Genomic DNA, 17,710 nt, shown 5'->3' on the forward strand with positions numbered 1-17,710 from the left:
CCCGCGGAGCGGGTCCCACAGCGCTGCGCGCTGTGCCAACGAACCGTCTCGCTGCGCTCGACGGGGCACGGCTTCGCCGTGCCAGAGCCGGCCCTTCGGGCCGGAGTCCTGCGCTTCGCTCCGGACTGGTTCGGGGTTCCGCTGCGCTCCACCCCGAACGGCCTGCTTCGCAGGCCTGAGTGACCCCGTTTCACGGGGTCCGGGCCTACGGCCTGTTGGGCGGGTCCGCTTCGCTCCCCCACCCGGGTCCTTCTGGCTCCGCCTCCAGGACCAGCCCGCTCCGCGGGCGGCTGGCAGCAGAGGGGCCGGGTTCGGGTCTTCCTGGCCTGCGAAGTCCTGGGGCCGAGGCTCTGCTGGTGTGGTAGCCGATCTGCGAGGTCCACCGCCATCCGTATAACGATTGCTGTCAGTCGGGTGACGCGCAGGCTAGGCCGGGCTCAGCGGTGGGTCACGGTGAGGTCAGCTGACCCTGATGCTTCATTCTGGCATCCAGATTGAGGCTGGACTAGTGCCGTATCAAGCAACGTTGGCCCTGTTCCGGTGTGACGTGTAGTGAGTGGAGGCCGGCTCAGACTCGTGGTGCGATCTCTTCGAGGTCGCTGATGCTGCCGGTCATGATGGCCCGGATGTGTTCGGTGAGGTGTTCTGCGGGCCAGTCCCACCAGGCGAGGGCGAGCAGGCGGGCGATCTCGTCGTCGTTATAGCGGGTGCGGATGAGTTTGGCCGGGTTGCCGCCGACGATGCCGTAGTCGGGGACGTCGTCCACGACGACGGCGCCGGAGGCGATGATCGCACCGTGCCCGATGCGGACTCCGGGCATGACCATGGTGTTGTAGCCGAACCAGACGTCGTTGCCGACGACGGTGTCGCCCCGGCCTGGCAGGCCGGTGAGCAGGTCGAAGTGCTCGGCCCAGGAGCCGCCCATGATGGGGAAGGGGAAGGTGGAGGGGCCGTCCATGCGGTGGTTGGCGCCGTTCATGATGAACCGCACCCCGGTTCCCAGCGCGCAGTACTTCCCGATGACCAGTTTCTCCGGCCCGTAGTGGTAAAGCACATTGCGGGTCTCGAACGCGGTCGGATCCTCCGGGTCGTCGTAGTAGGAGTACTCCCCGACCTCGATCAGCGGCGAGGCCACCAGCGGCTTCAGCAGGACCACCCGCGGCTGGTCGGAAAACGGGTGAAGCACCGTCGGGTCCGCGGGAAGGCGATTCATGGGAGTCACTCTCGGTCGGCAACAGCTGGCGAATGCCCCCATTCTGCGCATGATGCACGGCTGCTCCGACGATGTCCCGCCAGGTTCACGCCCCCTGGGGCTCGCACGCAGAGCATTCTGTGGTCGTGACCAAGCGAGTACGGGTGCGGGAGATCGATGACGACGAGGGGCAGAGACTGCTGCGGATCATCCGCAGGGGCACCGGGTCGGTGGTGACGTGGCGGCGGGCCCAGATGGTGCTGCTGTCCGCGCAGGGGATGCCGGTGGCGCGGATCGCCGAGGTGTCGTTCACCAGCGACGACCGGGTCCGGGACGTGATCCACAACTTCAACACCGACGACTTCGAGTCGCTGTATCCGAATTACTCCGGCGGCCGACCGAAGACGTTCACACTGCCCGAACGTCGGGAGATCAAGAAGATCGCGAAGTCCAAGCCGACCGAGCACGACCTGCCGTTCTCGACCTGGAGCCTGACCAAGCTGGCGGACTTCCTGGTCGCCGAGGGGGTGGTCGACGACATCAGCCACGAGGGCCTGCGCATCCTGCTCCGCGAGGAAGGCGTCTCATTTCAACGCCTGAAGACCTGGAAGACCTCCCGTGATCCGGACTACGCGGCCAAGAAGGCCCGCGTCGAGCACCTCTACGCGATCGCCGACGGCGAGGTCGTATCCGAGGACGGTGAGCCCGACGTCGTCTTCTGCATGGACGAGTTCGGGCCGCTCAACCTGATACCCCACCCTGGCCGGCAGTGGGCCGAGCGCGGCGGCAAGCACAAGGACCCCGACCGCGAAGCGCGCCGACGGCGCCGGGCGACCTACAACCGCTACGGCGGAGTACGGCACCTGTTCGCCGCCCTCGACCTGACCAAGGACAAGCTCTACGGCCACATCAAACCCGTCAAGCGACGCACCCAGTTCCTGGAGTTCTGCCGCTACCTCCGCACCCTCTACCCGGCCCACGTCCGGATAGCGATCGTCTGCGACAACTTCTCCCCGCACCTGACCACCAAAAGGTGCCAGCGCGTCGGCACCTGGGCCGCGGCGAACAACGTCGAGATCGCCTACACCCCGACCAACTCCTCCTGGCTCAACCGGATCGAAGCCCAGTTCACCGCCCTGCGCTACTTCACCCTCGACGGCACCGACCACGCCGACCACAAAGAACAGGGCAGCATGATCCGCCGCTACATCATCTGGCGAAACCGCTACGTCGACGACCGACGCCTACGCGCCGTCGTCGACAGGGCAAACGTTGCCTGATACGGCACTAGAGGGTATCTCGTGCTGGGGCCTGACTTGCCGAGTGGATCCAGTCAGCTTGGTGACATGGGGTCGATGGCCAACCAGCCTTCAAGGCTGCCTGTTGCTCTCACCTGAGGGTGATGGCCGGTGGGGCTGGAGCTCGCGGCCGCCGGGCTGAGGTGCTGCAGGCTCGTGGACGGTAGCAGGGGCGGGAGATGTGCTGCTACCGGTCGGCGGGTACTCCACCCCATCGTGTGGCTCGGTCTCTCCGCTCATCTCCCGGATGGCCCGAGCAGTTTCACTGAGGCGGAAGGGCGGCTTGCCCGATGAGCCACTGGTCCGGGGGAAGGGAGCGAGGGGTTGTCGGAGTCTCGCGGGCAGCCAAAAGGTGTGGTCAGCCATGACTGAGTCTGACCGATCTCCAGCCGGGATCTGCCGTGTGGGCCCGCTGAGTGGAGAGACGACCTGGTCCTTGATGTGCCGGCTCGCTGCCCGCTACGGCCAGGAGCCCGGCTTCCTGCTCGGCCACTGGCGGTGGAAGAACCACCAGCCCCGACACCCCGGCGGGGCGCTCCGCGCAGACGCGGAAGTCCTGCTCAGTCCGGTCGGCAGGGCTGTGCTGGCAGGACTGAGCAGGGTCGACGAGGAGAACCTCAGCCACGCGCTGCCGTCCTGGGACAGCAACGAGGACGGACTCACCGCACAGGAATCGGCAGACGACCCCCAGGCTCTCTGGCGCGTTGGTGGTGCAGTCATCGGGCCGGTGGCGTTCGGCTGCCGACTGTGTACGGCACAGCGCACCGGACAGCCGGTTCGCGCGGTGCGCTACGCCGAACGCTGGGAACGGGTCTGCAGGCGGCACGGCCGCTGGTTGCTGGACGCCGATGCCGACCAGCCGTTGGAGAACCTCGACCTGCGGAGGGTCCCGGAAGTCGTCGGGGCGCAGCGGCGGTGGGGTGGGGTGGCCCGCCGGGCGTGGCGGGCCGGGGTGGCGCCGGCGGAGGTGTTCGGTCTGGCTCGTGCGGTCGTGTGCCGGTGGTGGGAACACTCCCTGCACTGGGAGCAGGAACAGACCTGGCCGCGTCGTCTGGAGCAGGTCGCGGGCCGTGGAGTTCGTGGGGATGCTGACCGGTGGCGGGCGATCGGGCGGGACGCGGTGGTCTTCCCCGAGATCGTCGCCTTGGCCAATGTCCTGCTGGACCCGGCCGCCGAAGAACTGGCGTGGACCGACAGCGGGAGAGCGGGACTGCCCCGCCCGCTCCCTGGGGAAAGCCGGTTCGAGCGCCACCTCGGCGAGCAGGTGGGGCGCCCCTGGCTGGGGCCGCTGGTCGCGACGGACGGCGGCCCTCTGATCACGTGGAAGGCTGCCGTCATCCGCTGGCGATGGCATACGCGGGTCGACCCCTACGACGCCGGTCCGTGGAGAGTCAGGGCCGATCAGCAGCCGCCCACCATGGCAGCCCTGCTCGTGAGCAGACCCGGGAGAAGACCGCGGGCGGTTCCGGTACGAACTGGCGCTCCATCGTGCCACCCGAACAACGCATGTGCATCACCAGCCTCATCCAGGCCGCCGGGGAAGAACTGCTCCAGCTGCGCGGCGCGCACCAGGGCTGGCCGCACCGCCGACGCCGCCCGCCTGCTCCTGCAGCGGCTCAGCCACTCCATCGAGCTGCTCGACCAAGCCCTGCGGGAAACAGCGCTCGCAGCGGTGACCGCGGGCGTCGCACTCCACGACGTCGAGCAATGGGCAGGAATCGCCGACTCCCTCCCCCAGGACGAGGGTGGCCAGTAGGCAGGGGGCGGGTCAGAAGCGGAGTGTGGTGGGCGCGGTACCGCATCCGGCGCTCACACATGACCAGAATGGGCATACCGGGCATATTTGTTGGCTGGGGTAGTTGGCTGAGCCATGTGACAAGTGCGTCAGGGGCCAGCAGTGCGGAACCGCACGCGGGTGAGGGGTCCGGGTTCGAGACAGCGTTCGCCGGATTCGGCGGAAAGGCCGTAAAACAGCGGTGGGTGGACGCGGCGGTGACCGTCGCGTTCGAGGACCTGAAGCCGGTCTCGGCGTTCCCCGTGGTCCCCGGCAGGCGCTGGGGACCTGGGCTGTGGTGGTCGGCGACCACCGGCCGGCACGCCGCCTCAGGGTCGAACGCGATGCGCGCGCAACTGATGGTCCTGGACCGCGACCCGGCAGCTCGCAGAACGCGCCACCCTCATCGAATGCGGGCCACTCCCCGCCCGCCTCGGCAAACGGCACCCTTCACCGACACCCTCACCGACCTCGAAAACGCCCTCGACCTCCACCACCACAAACCCGGCACCCTCCCCCAACATGCCACCTACCTCCACCAACACACCGCCGGCCGCATCGGAAGCCTCACACGCTTCATCCGACAAGCCGCCATCACCGCCATCGGTGACGGCACCGAACGCATCACCAAGCCAGCACTCGACGCGATCCACCTCGACCACCACGCCGAAACCACACACCAGCCCAAGAACCGCTCCATGACCCGCCACGCAACCCGCTGACCGGCGCAAACACCCAGAAACAGGAAATGACGCCTCGGTCCTTTAGACCCAGACGCCATCTGCAACACCAACAACGTTCTCAACCAACCTGAAAGAACCCCAGGTCAAACCACTCCCACCCGACACACCCCGTTCTCAACCCAACCTGCAACACCCCCGCTCACCAACCCCCTGACACCCCAACTACCCACCCCCTCAGCGACATGGCCCGCCCGTGGTCACTCGGGTGTTGAGCACGGCCGACTGGGGGTCACCCAGGGTCGCACGCCGGAGCTGGCCTGCCGTTCACGACCTGCGGGCTTCCTTCAGCCGGCACATGCTCCGCGGCCCGGACCAGGCGGTCGTCCGTCTGAGCAGGAGAAGATCAGCAGGCCCTCTTGACATGAAACGTGATGGTGTTTCCAACCACTGCGTCATTCGTTACGCATGTGTTGGATTGGAAGATTTGAGGGCCGAGGGCAGAGCTGAAACCTGTGGTTGCAATTCCCGTGTTGGGATAGGCCCAGCCTGCGGAGAGGAACGGGCCGGCGAGGCCGGGCGCGCAAGCTGTGCCACTCGTCCGTCCGCCCCCAGCGGAAAGCAGCGTCTGGTCATTGCTTCCGAAGCTCACGGTAATGGTGCCACTTGACAGTTGACCAGTCAGCATCAGCGCGTCCTGAGCATCGTCGTTTACCACCGTGATCTGAGTGCAGGTCTGCATAGGTGGCGGCGTGACTCCGAGTCCGACGGCATGTCCGCTTCCGGCAACGTGGTTGCTGCCGCTCAGGTTGTCGCGTCCGGCGGTGTTGTTGTCGTTACCGAAGACGTTGACGTTGTGGTTGCCGTTGTTGAAGACGACGGAACCGGCGGGCGCAGGGGTGTAGGGGAGGGGGTCTCCGAGCCCTGTGGCGGAGGCCTGGCCAGCTGCGAGGCTTGCAGCACAGGTTGCGACGGTTGCCAACATAGCCATTCGGAAGATGCGCTTCACGGGGAACTCCCTGTTGGAGAGAACTGGTCGCCCTCGACCCTTCCACCAGAGCGCACCGAAATTCAGAACAGACACGACAAGCGACCCAAAATAGAGTATTGACCAGACCACGCGGCGCCAGCCGCCGGGCCCCGGTACTACAGCCGGAGATCATGTGACATGGTCTCCGGCTGTGTCACAAGCATGGTGTGACGGTTGAGCGGATAGCCAGGTGGGGCCGGGCTTTGCCAACTGACGTCCTCTATGGGGGACTGCCTCAACGGCGTCGTCGCCGGGGATCGGCTGATGGGCCGCGTTGTGCGGCATGAGCCAGACCGGCCGTTCTCGCGGCGCAGGCGCTTGACGGTGGCTGCGCCGTCCAGCATGGCGGCGACGATGTCGCCGTGGTCCGCGCTGTCGGCCTTCCTCACGGTGACGATGTCGCCGTCGCAGATGGCGGCCTCGATCATGCTGTCGCCGACCACCGTCAGCGCGAACAACCGGCCCTCGCCGACCAGGTGCCGCGGCATGGGAAGGACGTCCTCGACCAGCTCCTCGGCGAGGATCGGCATCCCGGCCGCGATGTGGCCGACGAACGGGACCTGGACGGCCTCCGGCGCCATGCCGACCGGGGCCGCCCATCGTCGCCTTCATCGAGCAGACGGTCGCCCGCAAGGGGTACCCGCCCTCGATGAGGAGACGTCCTTCAAGCTCACGCCGATGGACGATCGTCTCAACGGTGCGCACGTCCTGGCCGTCGAGCGGGCCATACACCGCATCTCTCCCGGAAGCGAGGACGCTGGCCACTTCGCCCTCCAGCAGCGCATCATCGACGCCTGGAAGCGGAGGCACACCGGCGGCGACCCGCACCGCCCCGTTCTGATTCTGGTCGGCGGATATGCCGGCAGCGGCAAGACCGAACTGGCGAGGTTCTTCGTCCAGCTCACCGGTTGGCCGCTGCTCGACAAGGATCCCCTCACCCGGCCGCTGGTGGAGCGCCTCCTGGTGGCGTTGGGCGGCGACCCGAACGACCGCCCACCGCCGGTAAGGAGCCTTCCGTGATCAACAACTCGGTCAACCGTCCGCAGGCCCCGGAATCCGGAGTCGACCTCGCCCGCCAGGCCCTCGCCGCCGCCCGCGCCGCAGCCCGGCAGCGAGGCGAGCGCCCCAGCGGATCCCGCAAAGCCCACCGAAACCCACGCCACCCGACAGCCGGACGGCCGCGAGCCCATCGGCTTCCAGGAGCTCCTGGCCAACCTCACCACCGACCGCGCCTGGGAACTCCCTGCGGCCGGCGGATTGCTGGTGGACGAGTGGCCGGCCCTCGCCCCCAATCTTGCCGGGCATGTCGCCCTCGCCGGCTGCGACGCGGCCACTGGCGAACTCGCGGTACGCCCCGTCTCCGCCCCATACGCCACCGCCGTCCGACACACCGGCGATTCCACCAGCGAAGTTCTTCGCGTCGCCTGCCTGTGAACCCCGCATCCCTCCGGCGCTGAGCCGGAGGGATGCACAATCACCCCATGGACTCCTCGGAACCGAACAACTTATGGCTGACAGCCACTCAGGTCGCCGATGCCCTGGTCCAGATCCACGACCAGACCACAGAACTGCGCGACGACCGGCAAGGGCGCTTCGAAGCCTGGAACATCTGCGTAGCAACTGGCGAAGGAGCCGTCCACGCTCTACTCGCCCTCGCGCTGCACACCGCAGCTCGAGAATCGGGCGCAGACAGCGCAGAGACCGCTCAGGCCGCGATCGTTGATGCCCAACTGCTTGCCGTTGCAGCTCGCATCGACGACGGAGCCAAGCACGAGCTCCTCGCCGGAGTCCCGACAGCAGCCATGGACGACCGTGGCCACCACTTCGTCAACCTGGTCACGCTGCTCATCCGATCCGGCGACGACCGCTCCGAGCTCGCCCTGGAGCGCATCAGCCGCACCACCCAAAACATCCTGCTCACCCTGCACGAGCGGAACCAGCAAGGCGGGACCGTACGCCACGCCCTGGAGAACAGCTAGGTCCGGCCCTACCAGGAGCGCTGTCGGTTCGGGTTCCTGATCGGCTGTCGATCTGATCGAGGCCTGCGTCACCGAGGCTGCCGCTCTGCTGCCGTACGTCAGCCGGATCCGCTCTGCGCCGCCGGCGGCACCGGGGTGCGCCTCACCAAGCAGGATGAGCAGATCGCGACGGCGGTCTGGTCCCCGGTCGCCCAACGCGTGCTGTCATCTCCGCAGCGGTTGCCGGCAACGAGACTTGGTGGTGATCGGGTGGGCGCGGGTCGGAGAGCGCCCGTCGGGCCTTCGGATGACCGGTGCGTCGGCCGTTCCCAGGAGTGCGGGGATGGCACGGTTCCCTGCCGCCCCCTGGGAGGCCGTCCGAGCCCTGGCGAAGGCGGAGAGCAGCCAGCCCGGATCTTGCGTACTGCAGCCCAAATCCGAACGCGCAGACATTCACTCGGTCAGGCACGGGTCAGGGCTTTGACCAGGTCGTCGCGGGTCATCTGGGAGCGGCCGGGCAGGTTGGCGGCCGCGGCCTCCTTGTAGAGGTCGGCCTTCGACAGGCCGCTCAGGTCTTCCTTCGGAGTGGAGCGGACCCGCTTCTTCGCGGGCGGCTTACCGGTGGTCTTCGCGGATCCGGAACCCTTCTCGGAGGCAGTGGCCTTGCCACCGGTGGCCTTCGGGCTGCCCGCACGCTCGACACTGGCGCGCAGGGCTTCCATGAGGTCGACGACGCCGGTCGGCTCGGCGGCGGGTTCGGCCTTCTCCATGGTCTCGCCGACCTTCTTCGCTTCAATGAGAGCGGCGACCTTCTCCTGGAACGTGTCGTGGAACTCTTCGGGGTCCCAGGTCATGCTCATCGCGTTGATGAGCTGCTCGGCCATCATCAGTTCCTTCTCGGACGCCTTCGCCTTCCCGGGAAGGGTGTCGATCTCCTTCTTCGGGTCCCGGATCTCGTCTGCCCAGTGCAGGGTGTGCAGTGTGAGCAGCCCGTTCTCGGACTTGAGGGCGACGAGGTACTCGTGCTGGTGCATCACGAAGGTGGCGATCCCGGCCTTGCCAGCCTTGGCCAGTGCCTGCTCGAGCAGGCTGTAGACCTTCCCGTACTCGGAGCCGCGCGGGCCTAGGTAGTAGGTCTTGTCGAAGAAGATCGGATCCACCTCCGCGAGGTCAACGAACCCGGCGATCTCCAGCGAGCGGGAGCGGCCCGGCGCGATCTCGTCCAGCTCCTTCGGCTCGACCAGGACGTACTCGTCGCCGGTGTCGAACCCCTTCACGATGTCCTCGAGCTCCACCTCCTTCCCGGTTCGTTCGTTCACCCGGCGATTGCGGATCCGGTCGGAGGTGCCGCGCTGGAGCTGATGGAAGTGGAACGTGTGGCTGTCGGTGGCCGTGTAGAGGCCCACCGGCAGGCTGACCAGCCCAAATGACAGGTTTCCGGCCCAGACGGGACGCGCCACGGCCGCCACCTCCTCAAGTCGCCCCTCATCCAGTGCACGGCGCCTACCCGGTCAGCCCCATCCGATCTGTCGGCCTCCCGGCCGTCTGCCGAACGGGTCACGAACCGGAGCGCCGACTTCCCTTCCAAAATCGAACAGAATTACGATTAAGGGGTGACCGATGAGACCTCACTGGAAGAGCGTCCCCACCGACATCCTGGTGAAGAGCCGCATGCAGCTGAAGCGGCAGGCTTGCCCAGCCGAAGCCCCTGAAGCAGCCGAGGCGGCGTAGCCGCCATGCCGGAACCCCTCTCCTGCCCCTGCCGCCAGCCCTGGACCAGCTCCTGGTCATACGCCGCTGGCTGGAGCTCACCCTTGCCCGCGTCGACGAGAGGATCGGCGCCGTCCGGGCCGCCGACGAGGAACGGACCTGCCGCCGGCCGCCGCCGGAGCCACCCCGGGGCGGGAAGGAGATCGGCGGGTTATGGAGATGGTCAGGTGTCGTGCTCGCCTGGTACGTCGCAGGGCAGCAGGTCCCGGGCTCGTCGCTCCATGAGGACGGGAAGGTAGGTCCGCACGCGCGCGTACTTGAGCTCCTCGAACGCCGTGTGAAGCGACCCGCGCACCACTGCGGCGTCCACGTGGGGGTGTGCCCGTATCAGGCGTTCGGTCACGAGGCGGCTGGTGAAAGCGTCCTGCGGGTTATCCGGCGCGTGTGAGACCAAATTCGTCAGCGATCCCATGGAAGGCGAGTTCGGCTGCGATGAAGAGGACGATCAGGCCCATGATGCGGTTCAGGACGTCGATGCCGTTGGGTCCCACCACGGTGAGGACCCGGTCCGCGTGCACGAAGACAAGGTAGGTCACTGCCAGGACCAAGGCAGTGCCTGCCAACCAGCCAGGGAAATCGAGCCAGCTGTCGACGCGGTTGGAGAAGCCGAGTACGACAGCCAGTGCCCCGGGTCCTGCCAGCAGGGGAAAGGCCAGGGGCGTGAAGTAGACCGCGCTGGAAGGCTGCTGCCCACCAGCCGGCTTGAGTGGCTGGGACAGCATTTGCCAACCTGTGTAACCCAGGATGAGCCCGCCGACGAACTCTACGGCAGCCAGGGAGATACCGAAGTACTCGAGGATGAAGTGGCCGACGGCAAGGAAGACCACAAGCACGAGCATGGCGGCCGCAACGGCTTTCCGAGCCACCGCTTTGCGATCTGAGTGGGTCGTGAGCGCGAGGAAGGTGGGAACATTTCCGATTGGATCCACGATGGGGAAGAGCGCAGCGAAGGCCACACTCAGCGAGATGCCCACGTCTTTCATCCTGCTATGCCCCCATCCTGTACCGGATCCACATGCAGCGTAACTCCCGAGCAGTCGCACGACATGCCGCTGAACCTGAATTCTGGCAATGTCACCTTGTTCAATGGTCGGCGCCCTCTCCGCCGGCCCCGACGATCCGCCCATCCTCGTCCCGCCGGACTTGGACCTTGCGCTTGCCGCTCGTCAGAGCCCGGGAGGCGAGCCCTGAAGGACGGCTACAAGCGGCTTGAAGCTGGCGGAGGCGACCATGTCGGTGGGGTCCTCGTTCGGCTCTGGGAAGATGGCACGATGATCCGGACACGGACGGACGCGAGGAATGCGCGGTGTACCCTCCGGTTGTTGGCGTCGATGCCGTTGGCAGACTGTCGGAGGACCTCGCACCGCTCGGTGACGAGGTGGTCCCCGCACAGCCACGCTGACCACACCCGGTCCGGCGGGACGTGGCGGCCGGCTTCCAGCGCGTAGAACTCCGCCTCGATCGACGACGCGAGGAGCTGCTCCGCGGCCGCCAGATCGGCATCGGAGGCGTCCGTGACGTACAGCTCGGCCGCCGTCTCGGGCAGCTTCTCCGCGAAACCCGGCCGCCTCCTCCACCTTCTGGTGGAACGTCATGACCGTACGCAGCTCGCGATCTCCGGCTCATGGCCCTCCGCGCCCTTCTCAGGCGCGGCCGAGGCCAGGATGCCCGGCGTTGCGGTCAGGTAGAGCCGGAAGTCCGCCGGGATATGGGTGTTGTTGTGGGTGGCGGCCCAGGGGCGGCCGAGGTCACCGGCGGTTCCGTGGGCCTCGTCGACGATCGGGAGGTCGAAGTCAGCCATCTGCTGCCCGTACAGCCGCTCCCCGCCCGCCAGTGCAGCCTTTCATTGGGCCACGTATCGGGGGAGCTCCCACGGGCGCGTAAGGGTCCTCTCGGTCCACGAGGGAGGCATACGTAGCGAACACGACCACCGACCCCGCTCCTGCCCACAGGGCAAGCTGGATCGGGTTCGTAGTCGTCCGCACCCCCAGCTCTGCCAGCACCGGATCGTTCTCCAGAGAGCACACCGCCACCATGGCTGACTGGTGGCCCACCCGGCGCCAGGCCTACGCGGTCCGCGCCAGGAGGTCCAGGGTCGGGACCATCACCAGGACCCGGCCATTCGGGAAGCAGCCCAGTGCCGCCGAAGCAGCCGTGACGGTGTGCATCGGTCTGATGCAGGTGCTCTGGAGACGGTGCTCTCCAGCTGCAGGCATGAGGTTCGCCCCAGGGGATGCCAGCTTGAGGTTCCCGGGGCCCTTGGGTGGCGGCCCCGGGGACTGTTCCATGTTGTCCGACAGACTCGTCCGATGGCCTGACCGCGGGCTCGATGTTGTGTCCCGGGTCAGGCTGTCACATCACGGACTTACGCAATCTATTAGGCATCCTCCCCAGCGTGACCGCCGAAGGTGAGAATAGGCCGCTTTTCTTGCGATTTCTCGACCGTCAACAAGGCTTCTGGGGCTCAGCGCCACACGTCACATTGACAGTCACGGTCTGTGTGGGGTTGGGGTTTTGGCGGGTACCCAGGCCGAAACCAAGATCCCAGGACGTGCCCCCTGAAGGCTGGTACTTGGCCTGGCCTGTGACTGTGTTGGAGTTGCTCTGCAAGGACACCTGAGCGCCGGTGGTCGACGTCGTGTACGTCAGGCCGGCGAATGAGCCGTTGGCGCAAGCCAACGCTGCCTCCCCATTGGCGATGGTCTGTGCGGGCTTAATGCTCCACGCTGAAGCAGGCGGGTTCGGGTTCGGAGACGTCGGCGAGGGTGGGGTGAGCGTCAGCACCGCACCACTCGGCAAGTTGTTCGTGATGTCGATGCAGTTCGATTGTTGAATGGGAGTGGTGAGGCCGGAGATGACGGAGTGACCCTGTCCGGTGGTGGCGTTGGCTCCGTATTCGATGTTTCCGCAGGCGTTGTGGTTGTGGTCGCCTTCGACGTGGATGAAGCAGATGTTGTTCTTATCGTGATCCTTCGCGTCGTCGTCGGCGTGTGCGGTGGTGGCGAGTCCGGTGAGGGCGAGGATGGCTGTGGTGATGGCGAGTGCGGGGCGGGTGTAGCGCATCCCTTTTGCTCCTTTTTGTCTCGGGTATGGCGTTTGCATCTTGGCGGGTGTGGGGGTGTGTGCTGGGGGAGGCGGGCCTAGGGCGCAGCCGGAAGGGACTCGTGTGGGGGAGCGATCGCGCCCAACGGGTCAGCGGCCCGGACCCCGTGAAACGGGGTCAGCTCCCGCGCGAAGCGCGGGAGCTCTGGGGCCTGCGGAGCAGGTCCGCTCTGGTGGAGCGCAGCGGAACCAGGAGTGTGATCGCCTGAGGGTGTGTCTGGGCTGGCGGCGGCTGTGGTTCAGGCTGCGGTGGGCATGCCGGCGGCGCCGACGGGTGGACAAGCACGTGAAGCCTCTGCCGGAACGGGTGATCTTGGTCAACCCGTCTATCAGAGGCTTCACTCGTCTGTCACGCCGACTGCTGTGCCACACAAGCAGGTTGGAAAGGCTCAGTGACCTGCGACGTAAACGTCAAGCTCAGTCGTCGAACACCACCGAATAGGTGCCATCACTGTTCTCGGTGAAGGTGCTGCTTCCACCGAGGACGTCCAGGCCGCCATTCACAACCTGGACCTTGTATTGACCTCCGTTGTAGGAGAACGTCGCGTCAGCGGCACACGCGGTCGTGGTGGAGGCACCGGCGGGGAGAATTCCCTGGGGAGGGTTGTTCGGACTCCACGACCCCGTGATACCGCTCTGCTGCAGTTCGGTGGTGAGCAGATTGCTCCAGCTCTTGATGCAGACCAGGTCGGAAGCCGCAGACTCGTCGGAGCGCCCGACGGCCACGTTTGTAGACACGCCAGTGACGGAGTGTCCATTTCCGGCCTGGTAGATAATTCCATGCCCCGTCAGGTCACCCGTGATCGTGTGACCGGCGGCGGCTTCAGGCGGACTTGGAGTGATCGTGCTCGCCACGGCGGGGCCAGTGAACGCCATGGTGGCCGTCAGGGCCACTAGCAGGGCGCGAGAGACACTCGCTTTCATGAGTTTCCACCTTCGGAGTGAGAGAGGAAGACAGGACGCCTTGAAATGTGACGGTCGGCAAGCCTGTGCTGAAGCGACACGCTGTTGGGCATCTTCGGGTTCACCTTGATCGAGCAGTGGAAGCACGGCATCGCTCAGGGCTGATTCAAAGTCCGATGGTGCCGGTTTCGTCGCATTTCAGGGGAGTTTGAGCAAGTTGAGGGGGCGGGTGAAGGGGGTGTCGGAGACCTCCCGCGGGGCGGGGGCGATGCTGCGGTGCCCCGCTGAGCGCATGGTGCTGATGGCGAGGTTCCGGATGGTCGCCATGTTCGCCGGCCCATGTCCGGAGCGGATCTCCGAGGCGTCCTCGGCGAAGGTGACGTCCCGGACGTGGTGGACTGCCTCGATGCCCGGGCCTGTCCAGTAAACATAGACAAACAAGACGGGAAAGAAAGGATCCCGGGCCGGCTCCGGGCGCGGGCGAGGCGGCGAAGGGACGCCTGTAGGCCGTTGGGCCAGGGAAGTGGATCATGATGCACATCGTGCGCCGTTCGAATCTAGGACTCCATTTATCGGGTCGCTTGTTCGAATAGATGTTCGGTAGCGTGAGTGAAGAGGTGCCGCCATGGACGTCGAGCACGCACTGCGGCAGGGTGCCGGCTCCCCGATCCTGCACGTGCGCTGCGTCTCAGGAGACGGACCCGCGGATCTACCGGATGCTCCTGGGACTGGTCGCCGACATCCCGCCTGTGGCAGGCCCTGCTGCCCACCGCCCTGATCGCGGACGTCCGCGGCAGTCTGCGCTTCTTCGACCACGACCTCACCGAGATCGCGCGCATGATCCGCGCCCGGCGGGCGGGATGTGCTCGCCGTCGGCGGCACGCCCGAGCAGGTGGACGCGTCCCTTCCCCGGCGCGCTGGGGCGGTCACCGCCGGTGTACCGGCTTGTCATTTTTTCATCGCAGGCCGGAGGCCCCGCCACGCCTTGGGTGAGGGAGCCCCCGGTCGGCCACGGGCCGTACGGCCCGCCGTCGCGGCCGCGCTGCGCCTACCCGCGGCAGCCCGGTTCAGGCATCGGCAGGCTGGTGTTTGGTGGCGCCGGGGTGTACGACGCGCTGCGCGCGTTCCATCGGCGAGGCGATCCGGAGTACCGGCGAACCCGTACCTCCCGCCAGGAGACGGCTGATGAGCGGCCCCACGACGAGAAGTCGAACCGCGGTGCCGGCCGGCCAGTCCGGCCTGGCGCATGAGCCGGGCGACGAGCAGTACCAGCAGTTCCTCTCCCGGCGCCCGACCTTTGAGGCCATGCCTGTCGAGGACGGCATCATGCCGGTGGAATTCCTGGGCGCGGTGGGTGGTCAGCCGTCGTGCGGGTCGCGCTGGAGGCGTTGGTCGATGTCGGCAGCCCAGTCCAGCGCCCAGGAGCGAAGCTGTGCGATCGCCGTTTCGTCGAGGCCGTACTTGGTGAACTCGCTGTCGTCGAGCCAGTCGGATCCGGTCAGCCGGTCGCGGAGGTCTTCGAGGAAGAAGCCGTCGTCGCGGGCGTGCCGGGCGCCGAGGCGCTCGAGGTCGTGCAGGCTGTGGAGGCGGTGGGCGGCGCGGACGTCGATGAGGTCGCGGGGCATGCCGCGGTCGGCCAGAGCACGCACCTTGGTACCGATGACGGTGTCCAGGGCGAGGACGGGCCCGTAGGGGGTGTCGACGGGGGTGGTCCAGAAGTGCTCTTTGAGGATGTCGACCTCGCAGTCCTCGCCCGTGACGGGGTCGGTGACCATCAGGCGCGCCTGAAGGGGGTCGACGGCGATCAACCGGACATGCCAGCCACGCGCGACGAGACCGGTGCACAGCCGGTCCGCGATGTCGGGCATGGGCGCGGGGTCCTGGGTGGCGACGTCGAGGTCCTGGCTGAGCCGGTCGACCAGCCCGTGTGCCTGGACGGCGTAGCCGCCGGCCAGCACCAGCGGATAGCGGGAGCCGATCTCGACGACGGCGGCCAGCAGCCGCCGGTGCAGGTCGGTGAGGTTCACGCAGCCGCAGGCCTCGCCACGGTGGCGAGCTCGGGGAAGGCGTCCTCCCACACGACACGGATGTGCCGGCTGACCAGCGTCCGCAGCACGGGCCACTGCTCGATCAGCAGATCGCGGTCGAGGAAACGCAGAAGATCCTCATGAAGACCCTCCGCCAGCACCGTCCGGTACAGGCTCATCCGCAGCCGCGGCCGCTCCAGATCGAAGGTACGAAGCCCTGACCACGCCACATGCCCCGGAAGCTCCACCACACCGGCCCGCGGGCCGGCGAGCTTGTCCAGCGAAGCCGGCAGCCGCCCCGCATACCGCGCCCGCAGAACCCGCTCCGCGGACGCACCCCACTCACCGCTCTCGTGCACGATCATGAAGGTGATTATCCCCCGCCACCCCTACCTCCCACATCCCGTTCGCCCGACCTGTCCTTTCCGAACCGGAGGAAGCGGTCCTCGGCAGCAACCGAACCGGTTACACCGTTTACTGGACAGACCCGCGTCGTCCTCCTCGCAGCCAGAGGCTCCGACGAAGCCCCCTGGACGGCGGGCGTGGACGTCTGTGTCCGTCGCCTCCGCCAGGGGGCTGGTCGCGATCAGGCGTCGATGGCAGCCGGAACTCAGTTGCCCGAAGACACCGGGGGGAACTGCTGGTTGGTGATGTTGGTGCTACCAGGGCTCTTGATGTTGTTGTTGACGGAGATGTTGTTGAACGCCGTGATGAGGCCGTTGAGGTTGATCAGAGAGCCCCCACCGTTACCACCGCCTCCCGAAGGTGTGACGGTCAAGGAGGTGCTGGCCGTCGAGCCCGAGTGCGTTGCGTCGCCGGCGTAGGAGGCGACGACGGTGTGGTTACCGGCTGTCAGGGCCGTGTTCGTGGTGAACGACGCGGTGGAGCTGCTGCCGGACTGGGTGGGCTGGAGCTGTACGTCGTCGGCGACGAGGGCGCCGTCGACGGTGAAGTCCACCGTGCCCGTCGGCGCGGTGCCGCCACTGACCGTCACCGTGCAGGTCGAGCTCTGGCCCACCTGGACCGGGTTGGGGACGCACGAAAGGAGTGAAGCCGTGGTGAGGAGGCCTACGGCCAGAGTGGTGCTCCCTGAGGATCCGCTGTGCCTCGCGTCGCCTTCGTAGGTCGCGGTCACCTGGTAACTACCGACCGCCAGGGCCGTGTTCGTGGTGAACGTTGCTGTCGAGCTGCCGCCCGCTCCGGGGACCAGCGGGCTGGTGACGGATTCCCCGTTCACTGTGAAGACAACGGTGCCGGTGGGGGCGGGTTCGCCGCCGCCGTTCACTGTCGCGGTGCAGGCCGACGTCTGGCCCGCCGTGACCGGGTTCGGATCGCAGGCAACCGACGTGGTCGTGGTGACGAGCGCGACGGCGAGCGTGGTGGTGCCGCTGGACGGGGCGTGAGTGGCGTCTCCGCCGTAGGAGGCGCCCACCGTGTGGTCGCCGACGGTGAGGTCGGTGTTCGTGGTGAACGACGCGGTGGAGCTGGTACCGGACTGGGTGGGCTGGAGCTGTACGTCGTCGGCGACGAGGGCGCCGTCGACGGTGAAGTCCACCGTGCCCGTCGGCGCGATGCCGTCACTGACCGTAGCCGTGCAGGTCGAGCCCTGGCCGACCTGGACCGGGTCGGGGACACAGGTCACCGTCGTGGTCGTGGAGACCAGACGGTAGCTGATGACGAGCTGGGGATTGTTGGCGCCGGGACCGACAGTGCGCCCGCTCGTCCGGGGGTCGGCGAAGGAGGAGCCCGCTCCGCCACCTGAAGGGGATCCGTCGACGGAGCCGCTACCGCCTCCGTAATAGCCGGCCCCGCCCGCTCCACCTCCGGAGGCCGGGGCGTCAGCTCCGGCACCGAGAGTGCCGGCGGCGCCGGTTGGGGCACCGCCCCCGCCTCCAGTGGCACCGCCTCCGCCCCCGCCGCCCGCGCCCGGGCGGCCGAGCACGCTCGCGCCCCCACCCCCGCCGCCTCCGCCCCCG

17 protein-coding genes and 3 pseudogenes are annotated in these 17,710 nt (G+C 67.3%); 7 read left to right on the forward strand and 13 right to left on the reverse strand.

What is annotated here, in order from left to right; translation table 11 throughout:
• Positions 1-183, forward strand: a 183-nt coding sequence (locus tag ACIF6F_RS32725; protein WP_399955453.1) for a hypothetical protein, incomplete at its 5' end; no start/stop codon positions are given.
• Positions 184-568: 385 nt separating this feature from the next.
• On the opposite strand, the gene ACIF6F_RS32730 is transcribed toward ACIF6F_RS32725, so the two are convergent.
• A complete protein-coding gene (locus tag ACIF6F_RS32730; RefSeq protein WP_399955456.1) occupies positions 569-1,213 on the reverse strand; it encodes a CatB-related O-acetyltransferase in 645 nt (214 codons plus the stop codon).
• Positions 1,214-1,338: 125 nt separating this feature from the next.
• Between ACIF6F_RS32730 and ACIF6F_RS32735 the strand changes: the two genes are divergently transcribed.
• The 3 genes and pseudogenes from ACIF6F_RS32735 to ACIF6F_RS32745 form a co-directional block, all read left to right on the forward strand.
• Positions 1,339-2,472, forward strand: coding sequence for an IS630 family transposase (locus ACIF6F_RS32735; protein ID WP_399955459.1), 1,134 nt, complete (start codon positions 1,339-1,341; stop codon positions 2,470-2,472).
• Between the two features lie 382 nt (positions 2,473-2,854).
• Positions 2,855-4,246 (forward strand): DNA-binding protein, encoded by a 1,392-nt coding sequence (locus ACIF6F_RS32740; RefSeq protein ID WP_399955462.1) that lies wholly within the window; start codon positions 2,855-2,857, stop codon positions 4,244-4,246.
• 116 nt (positions 4,247-4,362) lie between these two features.
• Positions 4,363-4,644, forward strand: a pseudogene (locus ACIF6F_RS32745) (hypothetical protein); the annotation flags it as partial.
• Between the two features lie 706 nt (positions 4,645-5,350).
• Here the strand turns inward: ACIF6F_RS32745 and ACIF6F_RS32750 are convergent.
• Both ACIF6F_RS32750 and lexA read right to left on the reverse strand, forming a co-directional pair.
• The gene (locus tag ACIF6F_RS32750; protein WP_399955465.1) at positions 5,351-5,953 is read right to left on the reverse strand and encodes a hypothetical protein; all 603 of its coding nucleotides are present in this window, start codon (positions 5,951-5,953) and stop codon (positions 5,351-5,353) included.
• A 261-nt stretch (positions 5,954-6,214) separates the two neighbouring features.
• Positions 6,215-6,549: pseudogene (gene lexA / locus ACIF6F_RS32755) on the reverse strand (transcriptional repressor LexA); the annotation flags it as partial.
• A 103-nt stretch (positions 6,550-6,652) separates the two neighbouring features.
• On the opposite strand from lexA, the gene ACIF6F_RS32760 reads away from it, so the two are divergent.
• From ACIF6F_RS32760 to ACIF6F_RS32770, 3 genes are all read left to right on the forward strand, one after another.
• Positions 6,653-6,994: a zeta toxin family protein gene (locus ACIF6F_RS32760; RefSeq protein WP_399955469.1), complete on the forward strand. Its 342-nt coding sequence runs from the start codon at positions 6,653-6,655 to the stop codon at positions 6,992-6,994.
• A 243-nt stretch (positions 6,995-7,237) separates the two neighbouring features.
• Positions 7,238-7,408, forward strand: a complete 171-nt coding sequence (locus ACIF6F_RS32765; RefSeq protein WP_399955472.1) for a hypothetical protein — start codon at positions 7,238-7,240, stop codon at positions 7,406-7,408.
• 47 nt (positions 7,409-7,455) lie between these two features.
• Positions 7,456-7,953, forward strand: coding sequence for a hypothetical protein (locus ACIF6F_RS32770; RefSeq protein ID WP_399955475.1), 498 nt, complete (start codon positions 7,456-7,458; stop codon positions 7,951-7,953).
• 440 nt (positions 7,954-8,393) lie between these two features.
• Here the strand turns inward: ACIF6F_RS32770 and ACIF6F_RS32775 are convergent, their stop codons facing one another.
• From ACIF6F_RS32775 to ACIF6F_RS32820, 10 genes and pseudogenes are all read right to left on the reverse strand, one after another.
• On the reverse strand, positions 8,394-9,392 hold the full coding sequence (locus tag ACIF6F_RS32775) for a Ku protein (protein ID WP_399955478.1): 999 nt from the start codon (positions 9,390-9,392) through the stop codon (positions 8,394-8,396).
• 473 nt (positions 9,393-9,865) lie between these two features.
• A complete protein-coding gene (locus ACIF6F_RS32780; protein WP_399955481.1) occupies positions 9,866-10,045 on the reverse strand; it encodes a three-helix bundle dimerization domain-containing protein in 180 nt (59 codons plus the stop codon).
• 28 nt (positions 10,046-10,073) lie between these two features.
• Complete coding sequence (locus ACIF6F_RS32785; RefSeq protein ID WP_399955484.1) at positions 10,074-10,676, reverse strand: MarC family protein; 603 nt, start codon at positions 10,674-10,676, stop codon at positions 10,074-10,076.
• A 121-nt stretch (positions 10,677-10,797) separates the two neighbouring features.
• Positions 10,798-11,864: pseudogene (locus ACIF6F_RS32790) on the reverse strand (DEAD/DEAH box helicase family protein); the annotation flags it as partial.
• Between the two features lie 283 nt (positions 11,865-12,147).
• A complete protein-coding gene (locus tag ACIF6F_RS32795; protein WP_399955487.1) occupies positions 12,148-12,765 on the reverse strand; it encodes a hypothetical protein in 618 nt (205 codons plus the stop codon).
• A gap of 456 nt (positions 12,766-13,221) precedes the next feature.
• Positions 13,222-13,728 carry a hypothetical protein gene (locus ACIF6F_RS32800; RefSeq protein ID WP_399955490.1) on the reverse strand — a complete coding sequence of 169 codons (507 nt, stop codon included), beginning with the start codon at positions 13,726-13,728 and terminating at the stop codon, positions 13,222-13,224.
• A gap of 177 nt (positions 13,729-13,905) precedes the next feature.
• Positions 13,906-14,148, reverse strand: a complete 243-nt coding sequence (locus ACIF6F_RS32805) for a hypothetical protein (protein WP_399955493.1) — start codon at positions 14,146-14,148, stop codon at positions 13,906-13,908.
• Positions 14,149-15,065: 917 nt separating this feature from the next.
• Positions 15,066-15,734 carry a nucleotidyl transferase AbiEii/AbiGii toxin family protein gene (locus ACIF6F_RS32810; protein ID WP_399955496.1) on the reverse strand — a complete coding sequence of 223 codons (669 nt, stop codon included), beginning with the start codon at positions 15,732-15,734 and terminating at the stop codon, positions 15,066-15,068.
• Complete coding sequence (locus tag ACIF6F_RS32815; protein WP_399955499.1) at positions 15,731-16,099, reverse strand: hypothetical protein; 369 nt, start codon at positions 16,097-16,099, stop codon at positions 15,731-15,733. Before ACIF6F_RS32815 ends, ACIF6F_RS32810 begins: the two co-directional genes overlap by 4 nt.
• Positions 16,100-16,344: 245 nt before the next feature.
• Positions 16,345-17,376 carry an Ig-like domain-containing protein gene (locus tag ACIF6F_RS32820; protein WP_399955502.1) on the reverse strand — a complete coding sequence of 344 codons (1,032 nt, stop codon included), beginning with the start codon at positions 17,374-17,376 and terminating at the stop codon, positions 16,345-16,347.
• Positions 17,377-17,710: the final 334 nt, after the last annotated feature.

The organism is Streptomyces sp. NPDC086023, from assembly GCF_044540325.1.
Classification (GTDB): domain Bacteria; phylum Actinomycetota; class Actinomycetes; order Streptomycetales; family Streptomycetaceae; genus Streptomyces.